At 71.5% G+C, this 15,580-nt stretch carries 11 protein-coding genes; 8 read left to right on the forward strand and 3 right to left on the reverse strand.

The features are described 5' to 3' along the window. Positions 1–47 precede the first annotated feature (47 nt). The gene (locus WFI00_RS06245) at positions 48–1,058 is read right to left on the reverse strand and encodes a LacI family DNA-binding transcriptional regulator (RefSeq protein ID WP_336631468.1); all 1,011 of its coding nucleotides are present in this window, start codon (positions 1,056–1,058) and stop codon (positions 48–50) included. A 227-nt stretch (positions 1,059–1,285) separates the two neighbouring features. On the opposite strand from WFI00_RS06245, the gene WFI00_RS06250 reads away from it, so the two are divergent. The 5 genes from WFI00_RS06250 to WFI00_RS06270 all read left to right on the forward strand — a co-directional run bounded on the left by WFI00_RS06250 (position 1,286) and on the right by WFI00_RS06270 (position 9,647). Then, entirely contained in the window at positions 1,286–2,626 is a 1,341-nt protein-coding gene (locus tag WFI00_RS06250; protein ID WP_336631469.1) for an ABC transporter substrate-binding protein, read from the forward strand. A 111-nt stretch (positions 2,627–2,737) separates the two neighbouring features. Further along, positions 2,738–4,084 carry a carbohydrate ABC transporter permease gene (locus tag WFI00_RS06255; RefSeq protein WP_336631470.1) on the forward strand — a complete coding sequence of 449 codons (1,347 nt, stop codon included), beginning with the start codon at positions 2,738–2,740 and terminating at the stop codon, positions 4,082–4,084. Beyond that, the gene (locus WFI00_RS06260; protein ID WP_336631471.1) at positions 4,081–5,058 is read left to right on the forward strand and encodes a carbohydrate ABC transporter permease; all 978 of its coding nucleotides are present in this window, start codon (positions 4,081–4,083) and stop codon (positions 5,056–5,058) included. The genes WFI00_RS06255 and WFI00_RS06260 overlap by 4 nt, the downstream gene beginning before the upstream one ends. Before the next feature lie 82 nt (positions 5,059–5,140). Then, complete coding sequence (locus WFI00_RS06265) at positions 5,141–8,005, forward strand: HAD-IC family P-type ATPase (protein ID WP_336631472.1); 2,865 nt, start codon at positions 5,141–5,143, stop codon at positions 8,003–8,005. A gap of 19 nt (positions 8,006–8,024) precedes the next feature. Continuing rightward, a complete protein-coding gene (locus tag WFI00_RS06270) occupies positions 8,025–9,647 on the forward strand; it encodes an amidohydrolase (protein WP_336631473.1) in 1,623 nt (540 codons plus the stop codon). 171 nt (positions 9,648–9,818) lie between these two features. Here the strand turns inward: WFI00_RS06270 and WFI00_RS06275 are convergent, their stop codons facing one another. Further along, entirely contained in the window at positions 9,819–10,496 is a 678-nt protein-coding gene (locus tag WFI00_RS06275) for a DUF305 domain-containing protein (protein ID WP_336631474.1), read from the reverse strand. Continuing rightward, on the reverse strand, positions 10,493–11,230 hold the full coding sequence (locus WFI00_RS06280; protein WP_336631475.1) for a DUF3105 domain-containing protein: 738 nt from the start codon (positions 11,228–11,230) through the stop codon (positions 10,493–10,495). The genes WFI00_RS06275 and WFI00_RS06280 overlap by 4 nt, the downstream gene beginning before the upstream one ends. Before the next feature lie 289 nt (positions 11,231–11,519). Here WFI00_RS06280 and WFI00_RS06285 point away from each other — a divergent pair, with 289 nt between their 5' ends. The 3 genes from WFI00_RS06285 to WFI00_RS06295 all read left to right on the forward strand — a co-directional run bounded on the left by WFI00_RS06285 (position 11,520) and on the right by WFI00_RS06295 (position 15,544). Further along, complete coding sequence (locus WFI00_RS06285) at positions 11,520–12,854, forward strand: multidrug effflux MFS transporter (protein ID WP_442928303.1); 1,335 nt, start codon at positions 11,520–11,522, stop codon at positions 12,852–12,854. An 86-nt stretch (positions 12,855–12,940) separates the two neighbouring features. Then, on the forward strand, positions 12,941–13,579 hold the full coding sequence (locus WFI00_RS06290) for a phosphatase PAP2 family protein (RefSeq protein WP_336631476.1): 639 nt from the start codon (positions 12,941–12,943) through the stop codon (positions 13,577–13,579). A gap of 9 nt (positions 13,580–13,588) precedes the next feature. Beyond that, positions 13,589–15,544 (forward strand): helicase HerA-like domain-containing protein, encoded by a 1,956-nt coding sequence (locus WFI00_RS06295; RefSeq protein WP_336631477.1) that lies wholly within the window; start codon positions 13,589–13,591, stop codon positions 15,542–15,544. Positions 15,545–15,580 lie beyond the last annotated feature (36 nt).

Consider the following 15,580-nt stretch of genomic DNA (forward strand, 5'->3'; position numbering starts at 1 on the left):
GGGACACGTCCCGGGGGCCTTCGCCATGCTCCCGGAGGGGTGACGCGTCAGGCGGGGGAGCGCACGGGTGCGGTGGAGCTGCGCACGATGAGGCGCGCGGGCATCCGCAGCTCGGTGCGCTCGCGCTCGGGATCGGCGATCTCTGCGAGGAGCACCTCGACGGCGCTGCGGCCCTGCTCGCGGGGGATCTGCTGGAGCGTCGTCAGGGCGAACATCTCCGCGAACTCGTGGTCGTCGATCCCCACCACGCTGAGATCACCCGGCACCTGCATCGCGAGCCGACGCGCCGCGATCATCGCTCCGATCGCGACCTCGTCGCATACGCCGACGATCGCCGTCGGCCGGTTGCGGGTGTCACCCAGAAGATCGGCGGCGGCGCCGTACCCTCCGGGCAGCGACACCTCGGAGTGCGCGTGCCGGACGTACTCCGACAGTCCCGCGTCGTGCATCGCGCGCTGGTACCCGGCGAGGCGCTGCTGATCGACGTGCGCCCAGTGCGACCGGGGTGCGCCGCCCACGAAGACGATGTCGCGATGCCCCAGCGCGATGAGGTGCTCGGTGGCGCGGCACGCCGCGTAGTCGTCGTCCACGGCGACCACGCTCGTGAGCTCGCTCGATCCCACGACGCTGACGATGGGGCGATCGATGCGGGTGAGGAGCTCGAGTTCGCGGTCGACCGGCTCCAGCCCCACGGCGATGAGCCCGTCGAAGCGCTTGCGCGCGAGGAAGTCGTTGAAGATGCGGGCTCGTCCCGTCGTACCCGGCTTGGCGTCGTACAGGGTGAGGTCGAGGCCGCGTTCCAGGAGCGCCTGCTGGATGCCCTCGAGGACCTCCGCGAAGAACCACCGGTTGACGTAGGGCATGACCACGCCGATGTTCTGGGTGCGACCGGTGGCGAGTCCCACCGCGCCGGCGGAAGGGACGTAGCCGAGCTCCTCTGCGGCCCGGCGCACGCGGCCTTTGGTCGCCTCCGACACGTAGCCGACGCCGCTCAGAGCGCGGCTCGCCGTGGCCTTGGATACGCCGGCCCGGGCCGCGACGTCCGCGATTCCTGCCATCGGCGCTCCTCCTCGAGCCGTGTGTTTCCGGGGGGACCGGAAGATTTATGGAACCGGTTGTCGAGAGTAGCACGCCGCGTGATCACGCTGAATCAGGGCGTTACCCGGTTGTGATCTTTCGGTCCTTGTGTGCCGCGGAGTGGTCCAGTACTTTGTCCTGGAACCGGTTCCCTACGGGGAGCGGTGTGCATCAGGATCATCCGGAGCACTCAATGAGGAGGAATCACATGGGGATGTCACGGCGGCGCTGGATCGCGCCTCTGGCCATCATGGGCGTGGCGGGACTGGCACTGGCCGGTTGCGCCGAAGGCGGCGGCAGCGGCAACACGGGCGGCGGCGACGCGAGCGGCGGCGCCGGGGGGACCGTCCGCGTCGCGGGAGGTATCACCGGTTCCGAGGCGGACGCGCTGCAGAAGGTCTTCGACGACTGGAGCAAGGACAGCGGGGTCACCGTCCAGTACACGGGCGACAAGAGCTTCGAGGCGAACATCGTCACCAAGGTCACCGGTGGCGACGCCCCCGACGTCGCGATCGTGCCGCAGCCGGGCCTTCTGAAGACCCTCGTGGGCACGGGCGACGTGAAGCCCGCCCCGAAGGCCGTCGAGGACAACGTCGACGCGAACTGGACGCCGGACTGGAAGAAGTACGGGACGTTCGACGGCACGTTCTACTCGGCGCCGATGCTCGCGAACATCAAGGGCTACGTCTGGTACTCGCCGGCCAAGTTCAAGGAGTGGGGCGTCGAGGCGCCGAAGACCTGGGACGAGCTGCTCACGCTCACCAAGACCATCCAGGAGAAGACGGGCGCGGCACCGTGGTGCGCCGGCTTCGAGTCCGGCGGCGCGTCGGGCTGGCCAGGCACCGACTGGATCGAGGACCTCGTCCTGCGCCAGTCCGGCGCCGAGGTCTACGACCAGTGGGTCGACGGCGACGTCAAGTTCACCGACCCGCAGATCGCGGACGCCTTCACGGCGGTGGGCGACATCCTGCTGAACCCCGCGTACGTCAACGCCGGGTTCGGAGACGTCAAGAGCATCAACAGCACCGCCTTCGGCGACGTCGCGGCCAAGGTCGCCGACGGGTCCTGCCCGCTGACGCACCAGGCCTCGTTCCTGACGGCCAACTTCCTCACCGTCAAGACGGCGTCGGGAGAGACCCCGAAGGTCGCCCCCGACGGTGACGTGTACGCGTTCGTCCTGCCGGGCTACAAGGAGGGCTCCGCCACGATCGAGGTCGGCGGCGAGTTCGTCGCGGGCTTCTCGGACAGCGAGGCGACCCAGAAGGTGCTCGAGTTCATGTCCTCGCCCGAGTTCGCCAATGCGCGCGTCAGCGAGGGCGGCGCGATCTCGGCGAACCTGAAGGCGGACCCGTCGAAGGCCTCCAGTGAGTTCCTCGTCGAGGCGATGAAGCTCCTGCAGGACCCGAACACCACGGTGCGTTTCGACGCGTCGGACCTCATGCCCGCGACGGTCGGCTCCGGCTCGTTCTGGAAGGGCATGGTCGACTGGATCGACGGCAAGGACCAGGCCACGGTCCTCAGCGACATCCAGGCCGGCTACAACAACTGATCACCACCGCGTGAGACCGCGGGCGGGATGCCGGATCGTCGGCATCCCGCCCGCGGCGCCCGCGCCCTCACACACTCGTTCCGCGTCCACCGAAGCACACGGAGGCCATCGATGACCGACACCACCACCGCGCCCGCGCGACCGAGGACGGGCGCGCCGCTGCCTCCGCCGTCGCCGCGCCGCGCCTTCTCCTCGCGCACCACGACCCTGATCGCCGTCGGGGCGCTCGTCGTGATCCTGGCGCTCCTCGTGCTCCTGCTGATGAGCGCGCCCGTCGACGACCCGGCGAAGATCGTCATCCCGGGCGTCTCCCTCACCGCCTTCTTCCAGTGGCTCGGCGTCATGGGCCCGCTCGTGCAGATCCCGATCGTGCTGCTCGTGTTCGGCGCGGTCGTCGGCGTCCTGCTCCTGCTCATCGAGTACGCGCCGCGGGCCGGGCGAGGGTACTTCTGGCTGCGGCTGGTCGCCTGCTTCGCGGTCCCGGTCATCGCGCTCATGCTGCTGCGGCCCTACCAGAACGCGTTCATCTTCGTGATCGGCATCGCCATCGTCGCCGGTGCGGCGCTGTTCCTGCTCGACTACCGGTCGCGGCAGGGCGCGGGATACCTGTTCCAGCTGGTGCTGTTCGCGGCGCCCGCGACCGTCCTGCTGCTGATCGGGCTCGTCTACCCGTTCATCGCCACCTTCGTCCAGTCGTTCTACGACAAGACCGGGGACGCCTTCGTCGGCTTCGAGAACTACGTCTGGGTCTTCACCCAGCCGGAGGGCACGTGGTCGGTCATCAACACGGTGATCTGGGTGCTCATCTGCCCGACCATCGCGACGATCGTCGGGCTCGCCTACGCCGTGTTCATCGACCGGGCGGCGGGGGAGCGCTTCCTGAAGGTGCTCATCTTCATGCCCTTCGCGATCTCGTTCGTCGGCGCCGGCATCATCTGGAAGTTCGTGTACGACTACCGCCAGGGCGATCAGCTGGGCATCCTGAACGCCATCATCACCGCGTTCGGCGGGGACCCGGTCGCCTGGCTGAGCGTCACGCCGCTCATCAACAGCCTGCTGCTGATGGTGGTGTTCATCTGGAGCCAGACCGGCCTCGCGATGGTCATCCTCTCGGCCGCCATCAAGGCGGTCCCCGCCGAGCAGATGGAGGCCGCGGAGCTGGACGGCGCGAACGCCTGGGAGAGGTTCCGCAACGTCACCGTCCCGGGCATCCGCTCGTCGCTCGTCGTCGTCGTGACGACCATCGCGATCGCGTCGCTGAAGATCTACGACATCGTCGCGGTCATGACGGGCGGCCGGGCCAACACCTCGGTGCTCGCCTTCGAGATGGTCAACCAGCAGCAGCGGTTCCAGAGCTACGGCCACGCGGCGGCGCTGGCGGTCGTGCTGTTCATCTTCGTCACGCCGCTGATCGTCTTCAACATCATCCAGATCCGCAAGCAGAGGGAGATCCGATGAGCACGGGCGTCGACATCATCGAGCCGATCACGGACACCCGGACGGCTCGCCAGGTCTCGCGCGACACGCGCAAGCACGAGGCGATGGCGCGCAAGCGCCTGACCTCGAAGGGGGCGACGATCGCCGCCCTCATCATCGCGATCTTCTGGACGATCCCGACCCTGGGTCTGTTCGTGACCTCGCTGCGGCCGGGCTCCGACGTGCAGAGCACGGGGTGGTGGACGGTCTTCGTCGACCCCTCCTTCACCCTGGAGAACTACCAGAAGGCGCTCACCGCGGGCGGGACGGCGCTCACTCTCGGCCAGTCCTTCCTGAACTCGCTGGCGATCACGATCCCCGTCGTCTTCTTCGCGCTCGCCATCGCGTCGCTGCTCGCCTACGCGTTCGCGTGGATCGACTTCAAGGGGCGCAACCTCGCATTCATCGCGGTGTTCGCCCTGCAGATCGTCCCACTGCAGATGGCCCTCGTGCCGCTGCTGAGCCTGTTCTCGCGCGGACTGTCGGTCGGAGACGTGACGATCTTCCCCGCGCTGGACCTGCGCGGCCTCGATCACAGCTTCGCGACGGTGTGGATCGCTCACGTGATCTTCGCCCTGCCGCTCGCGGTGTTCCTGCTGCACAACTTCATCGCGGAGATCCCGAGCGAGGTCATCGAGGCCGCGCGCGTGGACGGCGCCGGTCACGGGCAGATCTTCTTCCGGATGATCCTCCCGCTCGCCGCGCCGGCTCTCGCCTCGTTCGCGGTGCTGGAGTTCATCTGGGTGTGGAACGACCTGCTCGTCGCGACGATCTTCGCGCCGTCGTCGTCGCTGCCGATCACCCAGTCTCTGAACTCGCTGTCGGGCACCTGGGGCGACCAGTGGTTCCTGCAGGCGGCGGGGACGTTCATCTCGATCGTCGTTCCGCTCGTGGTGTTCTTCGCCCTGCAGCGCTTCTTCGTCCGAGGCCTGCTCGCCGGGGCCACGAAGGGCTGATCCGCCCGGCCCCGGGCATTCCGTGGGAGGGGCCCGAGCGCGCACGCCGCCGCTCGGGCCCCTCTCGCTCTATCGTGATCTCATGACGACGTCGGCCGAGCCCGCCCCCGCCCCCCTCGTCGACGTCGACCCCGCGCAGGGGCTCGGCGCCGACGAGGTCGCCGAGAGGATCGGCGACGGGCGGTCCAACGCCTATCGGGCGGAGACCAGCCGCAGCGCCGCGAGCATCATCCGCGCCAACGTCTTCACCCTCTTCAACGGGATCGTCTTCGCGTGCTTCGGCGTCCTCTTCGCGCTCGGGCGCTGGCAGGACGCCCTGTTCGGCTTCGCGGCGGTCACCAATGCCGTCATCGGGTCGGTGCAGGAGTTCCGTGCGAAGGCCGCACTGGACAAACTGGCCCTGCTGAACGCGGCCAGCGCCCGGGTGCGGCGGGAGGGGACCGAGCAGGAGATCGCCCAGACCGACGTCGTGCGCGACGACATCCTCGTGCTGCGGGCGGGCGATCAGGTGCCCGCCGACGCGCGCATCGTCGGATCCCGTGGGCTGCAGATCGACGAGTCGATGCTCACCGGCGAGTCGGACGCCGTCGACAAGCACCCCGGCGACGAGGCCCTGTCGGGCTCGATCGTGGTGGGCGGCGAGGGTGATGCGCAGGTGATCCGCGTCGGCGCGGAGTCCTACGCGAACACCTTCGCCGACGAGGCGAAGCGGTTCTCGCTCGTCGGGTCGGAGCTGCGCGACTCGATCAACCGCGTGCTGACGTGGGTGGGCTGGGGGATCGGGCCGATCGGCCTGCTCGTCCTCAACGCGCAGATGCAGGTCGCCGGCGGCTGGCGCTCCGCGTGGGAGGCGGGAACCTGGGTGCAGGCGGTCGTGAACACGATCGCCTCGCTGACCGCGATGATCCCGCTCGGGCTCGTCCTGATGACCTCGATCACGTTCGCGGTGGGCGCCGCGCGACTGGCCGCCCGGCAGGTGCTCGTGAACGAGCTGCCCGCCGTCGAAGGACTCGCGCGGGTCGACGTGATCTGCCTCGACAAGACGGGGACCCTCACCGAGGGCGAGATCGCCTACGATGACGCCTTCGTGCTCGACGGGGTCGCCGGATGGCGCCGCACGCTCGGATGGTACGGCGCCGCACCCGACGCCAACGCCACGGCCCGCACGCTGCGCGTGCCGTTCGCCGCCGACGCGGCGGAGCGCCCGCGCGTCGCGCAGGAGACGATCGCGTTCTCCTCGGCGCGCAAGTGGAGCGCCGCCTCGTTCGCCTCCGACGGGGACCCCGCGGGCACCTGGGTGCTCGGGGCGCCCGAGATGGTCTTCGGTCCGGCCGCGACCGATGTCACCGACCCGCTCGGCGACGCGGTGGTCGCGAGGGCCTCGACGGGGCGTCGCACGCTCGTGCTCGCCTACAGCCCGCGCGTGCTGACCGCCGACGACGCGGAGCAGGAGCGGCTGCCCGAGGATCTCGCCGCCGTCGCCGTGCTGACGTTCCGCGAGAAGGTGCGCGGCGACGCCGCCCAGACGCTCGAGTACTTCCGGGCGCAGGGCGTGGGCATCCGGATCATCTCCGGGGACAACCCGCGCACGGTCGCGGCGATCGCGCGCGAGGTCGGGGTGGATGCGGCGGAGGGCTTCGACGCCCGGGAGCTGCCCGACGACGACGCGGCGCTGGCCCGCATCCTCGAGGAGCACACCGTGTTCGGACGGGTCACCCCGGATCAGAAGAAGCGGATGGTGGTGGCGCTGCAGTCGAGCGGCCACACGGTGGCGATGACCGGCGACGGCGTGAACGACGCGCTCGCGATCAAGACGGCGGACATCGGCATCGCGATGAACTCGGGGGCGGCCGCGACCAAGGCCGTGGCCCGCCTGGTGCTGCTGGACGGCCGGTTCTCGCACCTGCCGGACGTGGTCGCCGAGGGGCGGCAGGTGATCGCCAACATCGAGCGGGTCTCGATGCTCTTCCTCACCAAGACCGTCTACGCGACCCTGCTGGCTGTCCTGTTCGGCGTGCTCGTGCTGGAGTTCCCGTTCCTGCCCCGGCAGCTGTCGATCACCGACGGGCTGACGATCGGGATCCCCGCGTTCTTCCTCGCACTCATGCCGAACGCGCAGCGCTACATCCCGGGATTCCTGCGCCGCTCGCTGAGCTTCGCGATCCCCACCGGTGTGATCGTCGCCCTCACGCTGACCGCGTACACACTCATCGTCCGCGGTGCCGGCACGGACGTCGACGAACTGCGCACCGGGGCGACGATCATCCTCGCGGTCGTCGGGATCTGGATCCTCGCGGTGCTCAGCCGGCCGCTCAATCGCTACAAGGGGGCCGTCGTCGGCGGCATGTTCGTGGCCCTGGTGGTCATCTTCTCGGTGGCGCTGTCGCGCTCCTTCTTCCTCCTGGTGGATCCGGGCGAGCTGACCGCGCTCGTCGTCACCGCGGCGTGCGTCGTGGCGATCCTGCTGATCGAGGTCGTCCGCGCCGTGCAGCGTCGCTACGTCGCCCGCGCCCTGGCCGATGCCGCGCCGCGCACGGTCGCTCACACCCGCGAGGTGTCGCGGCCCGTGCCGGTGACGATCGCCGTCGCCCTCATCTACCTCGGCGGCCTCGCCAACGCGATGTTCGGTGTGCTGTTCCTCCTCAGTCGCTACGACGTGCCGTCGTCGATGGTGATGACGGTCTCGCTGGTCGGGGTGGGGATCATCCTCTTCGGGCTGCTGTCGGTCGCCTCCGCCGCCGGGCTCGGCCGGGGGAGCGGACTGTCGCGCCTGTTCGTCAGCGTGCTCGCCGTCGCGTTGATCGGCCTGCAGCTGGCGAGTCTGGCGATCGACCACGACTGGGACGGCTGGTCGATCGCCCAGGTCGTCGTGTACGCGCTCGTGCTCGTCGCGGTGTGGGCGCCGCCGGCCGGACGCTTCTTCCGTCCCGTGCGCCGCGCGGGCTGAACCCGAGGTGAGGACAGGGATGTCGACGGACGAGCTTGTGGTGTCGGGAGGTCGCGTCTTCGACGGGGCGGCCGTGACGGACGCGGACGCGGTCGGCATCCGCGGAGGGCGGATCGTGGCCGTCGGCTCGCGCGCCGACGTGCGCGCCGCGCTGCCGGACGCCGCGGAGATCGACGCCGGCGGCGGGCTGATCTCCCCGTCGTTCGCCGATGCGCACGTGCACCTCGGCCTCGTGGCGCTCGAGGGGCTGGACTGCAGCCTCGACGACGCGGGGTCGGAGGCGGCCTGCCTCGACCGGGTGCGTGAGCACGCCGCGGCGCTGCACGACCCCGACGCGTGGGTGCGCGGGGGTGGCTGGCGGGCGGAGTGGTTCCCGGGCGGGACGCCGTCGCGGCAGGCGCTCGACGCGGTCGTCCCCGACCGGCCCGTGCTCCTGCTCGACAGCGACCGGCACGGCGGGTGGGCCAACTCCCGGGCGTTCGCCCTCGCCGGGATCGATCGGACGACACCGGACCCGCCCGACGGTCGCATCGTGCGGGATGCCGACGGCGCCCCGCAGGGGACCCTCCGCGAGGGGGCGGTCGACCTCGTCGGGCGGATCGCGCCGCAGCCCACCCCGGAGGCGCTCGCCCCCGGCATCCGCTCCGCCGCCGAGCACCTCCTGTCGCTCGGCATCACGGCATGGCAGGAGGCGGCTCTCGCCTCGTTCGGCAGCATCCCGGACTTCACGCCGGCGTACCACGCGGCCCTGGCCGCGGGGCTCCGGGGGCGGCCGACCGGTGCGATCTGGGTGCCGCGGGACCTCACCGTCGCCGGCGTCGCCGACTTCGTCGCCGGCGTGGTCGACCGCGAGCGCCGGGCGGCCGCGTCCGGCTTCCCGACGCGGACCGCCAAGCTCATGCTCGACGGGATCGTCGAGTCGAAGACGGCGGCCCTCCGGGCGGGATACCCGGACGGATCGACGGGGCTGCGCTACTTCCCCGACGACGTGGTCCGGGCCGTCGTGGCCGGCTGCAACGCCGCGGGCATCGCGGTGCACGTCCACGCGATCGGCGACGGCGCGGTGGCGCAGGCGCTCGACGCGTTCGCCGCTGCGGGATCCCCGACGCGCGGCGTCCGCAACCACATCGCCCACCTGCAGGTCGTGGACCCCGACGACGTGCCGCGGTTCGCCGCGACCGGCACGACCGTCAACGCCCAGGCGGTGTGGGCCTGTCGCTCCGAGGTGATGCGCACCGTGACCGAGCCCCTCCTCGGCCCCGAGCGCAGCGCGTGGCAGTTCCCGTTCGGCTCGCTCCGGCGTGCGGGTGCACAGCTGGCCATGGGATCCGACTGGCCGGTCTCGGAGCCCGACCCGTGGGCGGCGATCGGCGTCGCCGTCACCCGGCGCGAGGCGGGACACCCCGACGAGACGCCGCTCGGCGTCGACGAGGAGCTGCCCCTCGAGGTGGCGCTCGCCGCCTACACGAGCGGATCGCACGAGCTCATCGGTGACGGATCCGCCGGTCGGCTGCGCGCGGGCGCCGCCGCCGATCTCGCGGTCGCCGATCGGGATCCGTTCGCCGGGGACGCCGCCGACATCGCCCGCACCCGCACCGCGACGACGATCCTGGCGGGCGAGATCGTGTTCCCGCCCGCCTGACCCGCCCCGCGCCCGCCCACCCACCCCGCGGGAAACATGGCGCATCCTGTCGCTGTGGGACATCCATGGCGACCGTTTGCGACACGAATCCGGGGGCGCCGCGACACTTGGCGACCCCGAACATGCAGAGAGGCGCCGTGCGGGCAGGAGGTCAGAGGGCGCAGGGGGGGGTCAGGGGGTGCAGGCGAGGGTCGTGCGCAGGGATGTCATGAGGTCGATCTCGGCGGACTGGGTGTCGATGACGCCCTGCGCGACGGTCAGGGCACGAGGGTCGTGGCCGAGCTGAAGGAGGGCCTGCGCCATGGGCAGAGCGCCCTCGTGGTGGCGGATCATCAGCCCCAGGAAGGTGCAGTCCGCCTCCCGGCCGCCCTGTGCGCGCAGGTCGGCCAGTTCGGCAGGGGTCGCCATGCCCATCTGCTGCGCGAGGTCGGCATCCGAGGGCCGCACGCCGGGGGTCGCCGCGCCGTGCCGGTGCGACGTGTCCGCGGCATCCATCCACGCCATGAGCGGGCCGCCGGCCTGCGGCAGGCCCCACTTCACGAGCCAGTCGTAGAACTCGCCTTTCTGGGCGGACTGCGTCGTCGCGATGTCATAGGCGAGGACGCGCACGCCCTCGTCGTCGGTGCGGCGATAGATGTCCATCGCCATGTCCACGGCCTGCGCGTGGTGGACCTGCATGTCCCGGGCGAACCCCGCCTCGGGGGAGTCCGTCGCGGGCATCGCCGCAGCGGCGCCGCCGAAGGTCGTGAACCTCCCGATCGCGAAGGCCAGGGCGGCCACGGCCACCGCGACGAGCACCACCGCCCACCACGGCGGCAGTGCGGGACGAGTCGGCGCTGCGCCGGTCACGACCGCTTTCCGGGGCCGTCGATCGCCCCCGTGCACGCCGCGCCCGGTTCGGGCGCGTTCTGGCTGCGCCAGTACTCCTCGAAGAAGGCGGGGATGCGCGCGTCATCCGCGTCCTGCACCTGCAGCTGCGCGTTCCACGCGCTGACCACGATGGGACTCGGCAGCCCCTCGTACGGCGTGAGCAGGGCGTAGCTGGAGGGCAAGTGCCCCTTCAGCGTGTCGAGCGCTGCGCCCGAGACCTGGGCCGCGTCGTAGGTCACCCACACGGCGCCGTGCTCGAGCGAGTGGACGGCGAGCTCGTTCTGCTGAGGCTCGCCGTAGATCCCGCAGTTCAGCCAGAACTGGTTGTGCGGTCCACCGGCGGGAGGGGTCTGGGGGTAGTCGACCGTGCCCTCGACGTGGCGGGTCTCGTTGGAGAAGGTCTGGACGCCGTCGATCTTCGCGCCCGCGCTCCCGGCGCTGTACGTCGGCGCTCCCGGAGGGGCGAACACGAGGGATGCCACGACGACGCCGACCACGGCGAGTGCCGCCGCGCTCCCGACGACCCACCAGGTCAGCCGGCTCCGCCGACGGCGGGCCGTCTGCCGCTGGTACTCGGCGAGCTTCTCGCGCTTCTGCTGCTCGCGCTGCTGTTTGACCGTCAGATCGATCTTGGCCTGGGTCGCGGGATTCCCGCTGCGCCGTGCGCCGTTCGGTCGGGGGCCGGTCGGATTCGAAGGAGAGGTCGGGGTCATGGGTGTGATCTCGGCTCGGATGCCGCGGCGGTCGCGGGCACCTCGATTCTATTCGCCGGAATGTGGGTGGCGGCTGGGTGCCGCCGCCCTCGCCCTCGCGCTCGCGCTCGCCCTCGCCTCGCGTGAGGGCCCGAGTCCGGCCCGGATCTCACTCGGGTCCGGCCCGGGCCCCGCCTCGGCTCCGGCCCGACCCGGCGGGACGGGCGTAGACTCGACGGGGCGTCGAATCGTTTCGAGCCTCTCTGCCCGCCCCGGGCGCCCTTCCCACCTGCCCGACCGACGGGAACCCGTGCGAGACACATCACCCCATCCGACCGCGACGACCTCCGCCTCCGCGCACTCCGCGACGGGGGCGATCCGCACTCTCGGGTCGAACCCGGCGACCGCGCCGATCATGCTGCACCCGGGAGACGCGATCCCCGCCTCGCGACGGGTCGTGTACATCATCCTGCTCGGCGCGCTGACCGCGCTCGGTCCGTTCACGATCGACCTGTATCTCCCGGCGTTCCCGGTGCTGCAGGCCGATTTCGACACCTCCGCCGCGGCCATCCAGCTCACCCTCACCGGGACCATGATCGGCTTCGCCCTCGGCCAGCTGATCGTGGGCCCGCTGAGCGACCAGGTCGGCCGCCGCATCCCCCTGCTGGCCGTGACCGCCCTGCACGTGCTCGCGAGCGTCGCGGCCGCCCTCGCTCCCGACCTCATCCTGCTGAGCATCGCGCGCGTGTTCATGGGCGTCGGGGCCGCCGCCGGCGGCGTCGTGGCCATGGCGATCGTCCGCGATCTGTTCGGCGGGCGCCGCCTCGTCGTGATGCTGAGCCGCCTCGCGCTGGTGTCGGGAGTCGCCCCCGTCGCCGCCCCGCTGATCGGGTCGGCGCTGCTGGCGGTGATGCCGTGGCGCGGGATCTTCGTCGTCCTCGCCGTCTACGGGCTCGTGATGCTGGTGTCCGCGGTGCTGCTCGTCCCCGAGACGCTGCCGAAGGCGCGGCGGAGCGGGCGGGGGACCGCCGCGGTCCTGCGCCGCTACCGCAGCGTGTTCACCGACCGGGTCTTCATCGGCGTCCTCATCATCGGAGGCATGAGCTTCAGCGGACTGTTCTCGTACCTGTCCGCGTCCTCGTTCCTGTTCCAGGAGGGGTACGGCTTCGACGCGCAGCAGTACGGCCTCCTCTTCGCGGTCAACTCGCTCGGCATCGTCGGAGGCGTGCAGGTCGCCTCGCGCCTGGCCGCGCGCTTCGGACCCCAGTGGGTGCTCGCCGTCTCGACGGCGGTCCTGCTCGCCGCCGCGGTCGCCATCGTCGTCGCCGACCAGCTCGGCCTCGGCCTGTGGGGGACGATGGTGCCCCTGTTCCTGTTCATCACGGCGTGCGGGTTCACCTTCCCGTGCGTGCAGGTGCTGGCCCTCGATCGGCACGGATCCGCCGCGGGCACCGCGGCATCCGTCCTGGGCGCGTGCAACTTCGGCGTCGCCGGCCTGATCTCGCCCGTCGTCGGGTGGGTGGCCCGCGACGCGGGCATCACCGCGACGTCCATGGCGTCGGTGATGGCGGGATGCGCCGTGATCGGATGCCTCGCGCTGTGGCTCGTCGTCCGTCCGCGCACCGTGGAGCGGCTCGCGCCCTGACGCGGGCATCGCGCCCGGGTCGGCGGATCCCGCCGTCGACGGTGTGGGACGGGATGCCCGCGCGAGCGGCCCCCCACAATGGGGCGATGGATGCCCCCATCGACGACGACCTGACCACGACCGCGCTCCAGCGGGTGGCGATCGGGCTCGCGCTCGGCGTCGTGGCCGTGCTCCTCGGCATCCTCGTGACCGTCGAGGTCGACATCGACGTCGACGACTGGTGGAACTCCTTCGTGTCGGTGTTCGCGCCGCTGGATCCCGCCGCCCTCGTCCTGAACTTCCTCGGCGGCGGCTGGTTCGCCACCTTCGTGGTGCCGCTGGGCGGCGCCGCGCTGATGCTCGCCCTGCGCCGCCCGTGGGGTGCCCTGTTCGTCCTCGTGGCCTCGGCCGCGAGCGCGGCGGGGGTGCAGGTGCTCAAGGCGATCTTCGGCCGGGCGCGCCCGGAGGACATGATCGTCGTGTCCGACCACGGATCGTTCCCGTCCGGTCACACCGCGAACGCGGCGACGATCGCCGTGATCGCCGTCGTCCTCTTTCCGCGCGTCTGGGTCGCCGTCGTCGGCGCGGCGTGGGTGTTCGTGATGGCGTTCAGCCGAACGCAGGTGCACGCGCACTGGTTCAGCGACACGGTCGGCGGCGCGGTGATCGGCGCGGGGGTGGCGCTCATCGTCGCCGGTGCCCTGACCGTACGCATCGACCGAGAGCGGATGCGCCTCGCTCGCTAGGCTGACGGCATGACCGCCGCCGATGACGCCGAGCTCGCCCGCCTGCACGCCGAGGCCGAGGCCGCGGAGGCGGCGCTGAAACTCGCCCAGGCCAAGGTCGCGCTCGCCCGAGCCGAGGCCGCGCGCGCGGCCGGCGCCCCCGGCGCCCCCGAGCCCGGCGCCCCCGAGCCCGGCGCCCCCGAGCCCGGCGCCCCCGAGCCCGGCGCATCCGCGGAGATCGTGCCTTCGAGCGGAGGATCGGGGCCGGGATCTCCGCAGGAGGGCGGATCTCCGCAGGAAGCCGCGGCGGCGCCCGAGCCCACCCCCGCGCGCGGGCCCCTCGACGCCGACCAGGTCGCCGCGATCACCGCGGGCTACACGTTCGCCGACGCCACCCTCGACCTGGGTGCGCTCGTGAACACCGACCCCGTGCCGGAGGCGCAGATCCGCATCCCGCTCGGGATGATGAACAGGCACGGCCTCGTCGCGGGTGCGACCGGCACGGGCAAGACCCGCACGCTGCAGGGCCTCGCCGAGCAGCTCGCCGCCAAGGGCGTCCCCGTCTTCGCCGCCGACATGAAGGGCGACCTCTCCGGCGTCGCGACGCCGGGTGTCCCGAGCGACAAGCTGCTCGCGCGCACGGCCGCGATCGGCCAGGAGTGGACGCCGCAGGCATCCGTCACGGAGTACTTCGCCCTCGGCGGGATCGGCAAGGGCGTCCCCGTGCGTGCGACGGTGTCCGGGTTCGGACCGCTGCTGCTGAGCAAGGTGCTGGGGCTGAACGCGACCCAGGAGTCGAGCCTCGGCCTCGTCTTCCACTACGCGGATGCCAACGGTCTCGCCCTCGTCGACCTGTCGGACCTGCGCGCCGTGCTGAGCTGGCTGACGAGCGACGAGGGCAAGCCCGAGCTGAAGGACTTCGGCGGGCTGTCGGCGGCGACGGCGGGCGTCATCCTGCGTCAGCTCATCACGTTCGCCGACGACGGCGCCGACGTGTTCTTCGGGGAGCCCGAATTCGACGTGCGCGACTTCCTGCGCACCGCCCCCGACGGCCGCGGCGTCATCTCGCTGCTCGAGGTGCCCGGGGTCGCCGACAAGCCGGCCCTGTTCTCGACGTTCCTGATGTACCTGCTCGCCGAGCTGTACGAGATCCTCCCCGAGGTCGGCGACCTCGACAAGCCGAAGCTCGTGTTCTTCTTCGACGAGGCGCACCTGCTGTTCCGCGACGCGTCGAAGGACTTCCTGGCCTCGATCACGCAGACCGTCCGGCTCATCCGCTCGAAGGGGGTCGGCGTCTTCTTCGTCACGCAGACCCCCAAGGACGTGCCGGGCGACGTCCTCGCCCAGCTCGGATCGCGCGTCCAGCACGCGCTGCGCGCCTTCACGCCCGACGATGCGAAGGCGCTGCGGGCCACGGTCGGCACCTACCCGAAGAGCGGATACGACCTCGAACGCGTCCTCCAGGAGCTCGGCACCGGCGAGGCGATCGTGACCGTCATGAGCGAGAAGGGCGCGCCGACCCCCGTCGCCTGGACGCGGCTGCGCGCTCCGCAGGGGCTCATGTCGCCGACCCCCGATCCCGACATCGAGCGCGCCGTGCACGCCTCGCCGCTGCTGGCGAAGTACGGCACCGCGATCGACCCCGAGTCGGCGCGCGAGATCCTCACCGCGAAGATGAACGCCGCGGCGGAGCGGGATGCCGCGGAGCAGTCCGCCAAGACGCGGGCCGCCGCCGAGAAAGAGCTCGCCGCGCAGCAGGCCGCCGCGGCCAAGGCCGATGCCGCGGCGGAGAAGGAGCGCCAGCGCGCCGAGAAGGAGCGCCAGAAGGAGTACGACCGTCTGATGAAGGCGACCGGCGCCACGCGTTCGCGCACATCCCGCAAGCCCGATCCGTCGCCGATTGAGCAGGTGCTGAACGCCAAGTCCACCCAGACGATCTTGACCTCCGTCATCCGCGGCATGTTCGGCACCGGCCGGCGCCGCTGAGCCCTCACGCGTCGGTGGCGTGGCCGATGGCTCGCG

The organism is Microbacterium sp. MMO-56 (assembly GCF_037146215.1).
In the GTDB taxonomy this organism is placed as follows: Bacteria; Actinomycetota; Actinomycetes; order Actinomycetales; family Microbacteriaceae; genus Microbacterium.

Bases quoted from the DNA above. Each gene is read 5' to 3' on its own strand.
- WFI00_RS06245 (WP_336631468.1), bottom strand. From the start codon at position 1,058: ATGGCAGGAATCGCGGACGTCGCGGCCCGGGCCGGCGTATCCAAGGCC.
- WFI00_RS06250 (WP_336631469.1), top strand. From the start codon at position 1,286: ATGGGGATGTCACGGCGGCGCTGGATCGCGCCTCTGGCCATCATGGGC.
- WFI00_RS06255 (WP_336631470.1), top strand. From the start codon at position 2,738: ATGACCGACACCACCACCGCGCCCGCGCGACCGAGGACGGGCGCGCCG.
- WFI00_RS06260 (WP_336631471.1), top strand. From the start codon at position 4,081: ATGAGCACGGGCGTCGACATCATCGAGCCGATCACGGACACCCGGACG.
- WFI00_RS06265 (WP_336631472.1), top strand. From the start codon at position 5,141: ATGACGACGTCGGCCGAGCCCGCCCCCGCCCCCCTCGTCGACGTCGAC.
- WFI00_RS06270 (WP_336631473.1), top strand. From the start codon at position 8,025: ATGTCGACGGACGAGCTTGTGGTGTCGGGAGGTCGCGTCTTCGACGGG.
- WFI00_RS06280 (WP_336631475.1), bottom strand. From the start codon at position 11,230: ATGACCCCGACCTCTCCTTCGAATCCGACCGGCCCCCGACCGAACGGC.
- WFI00_RS06290 (WP_336631476.1), top strand. From the start codon at position 12,941: ATGGATGCCCCCATCGACGACGACCTGACCACGACCGCGCTCCAGCGG.
- WFI00_RS06295 (WP_336631477.1), top strand. From the start codon at position 13,589: ATGACCGCCGCCGATGACGCCGAGCTCGCCCGCCTGCACGCCGAGGCC.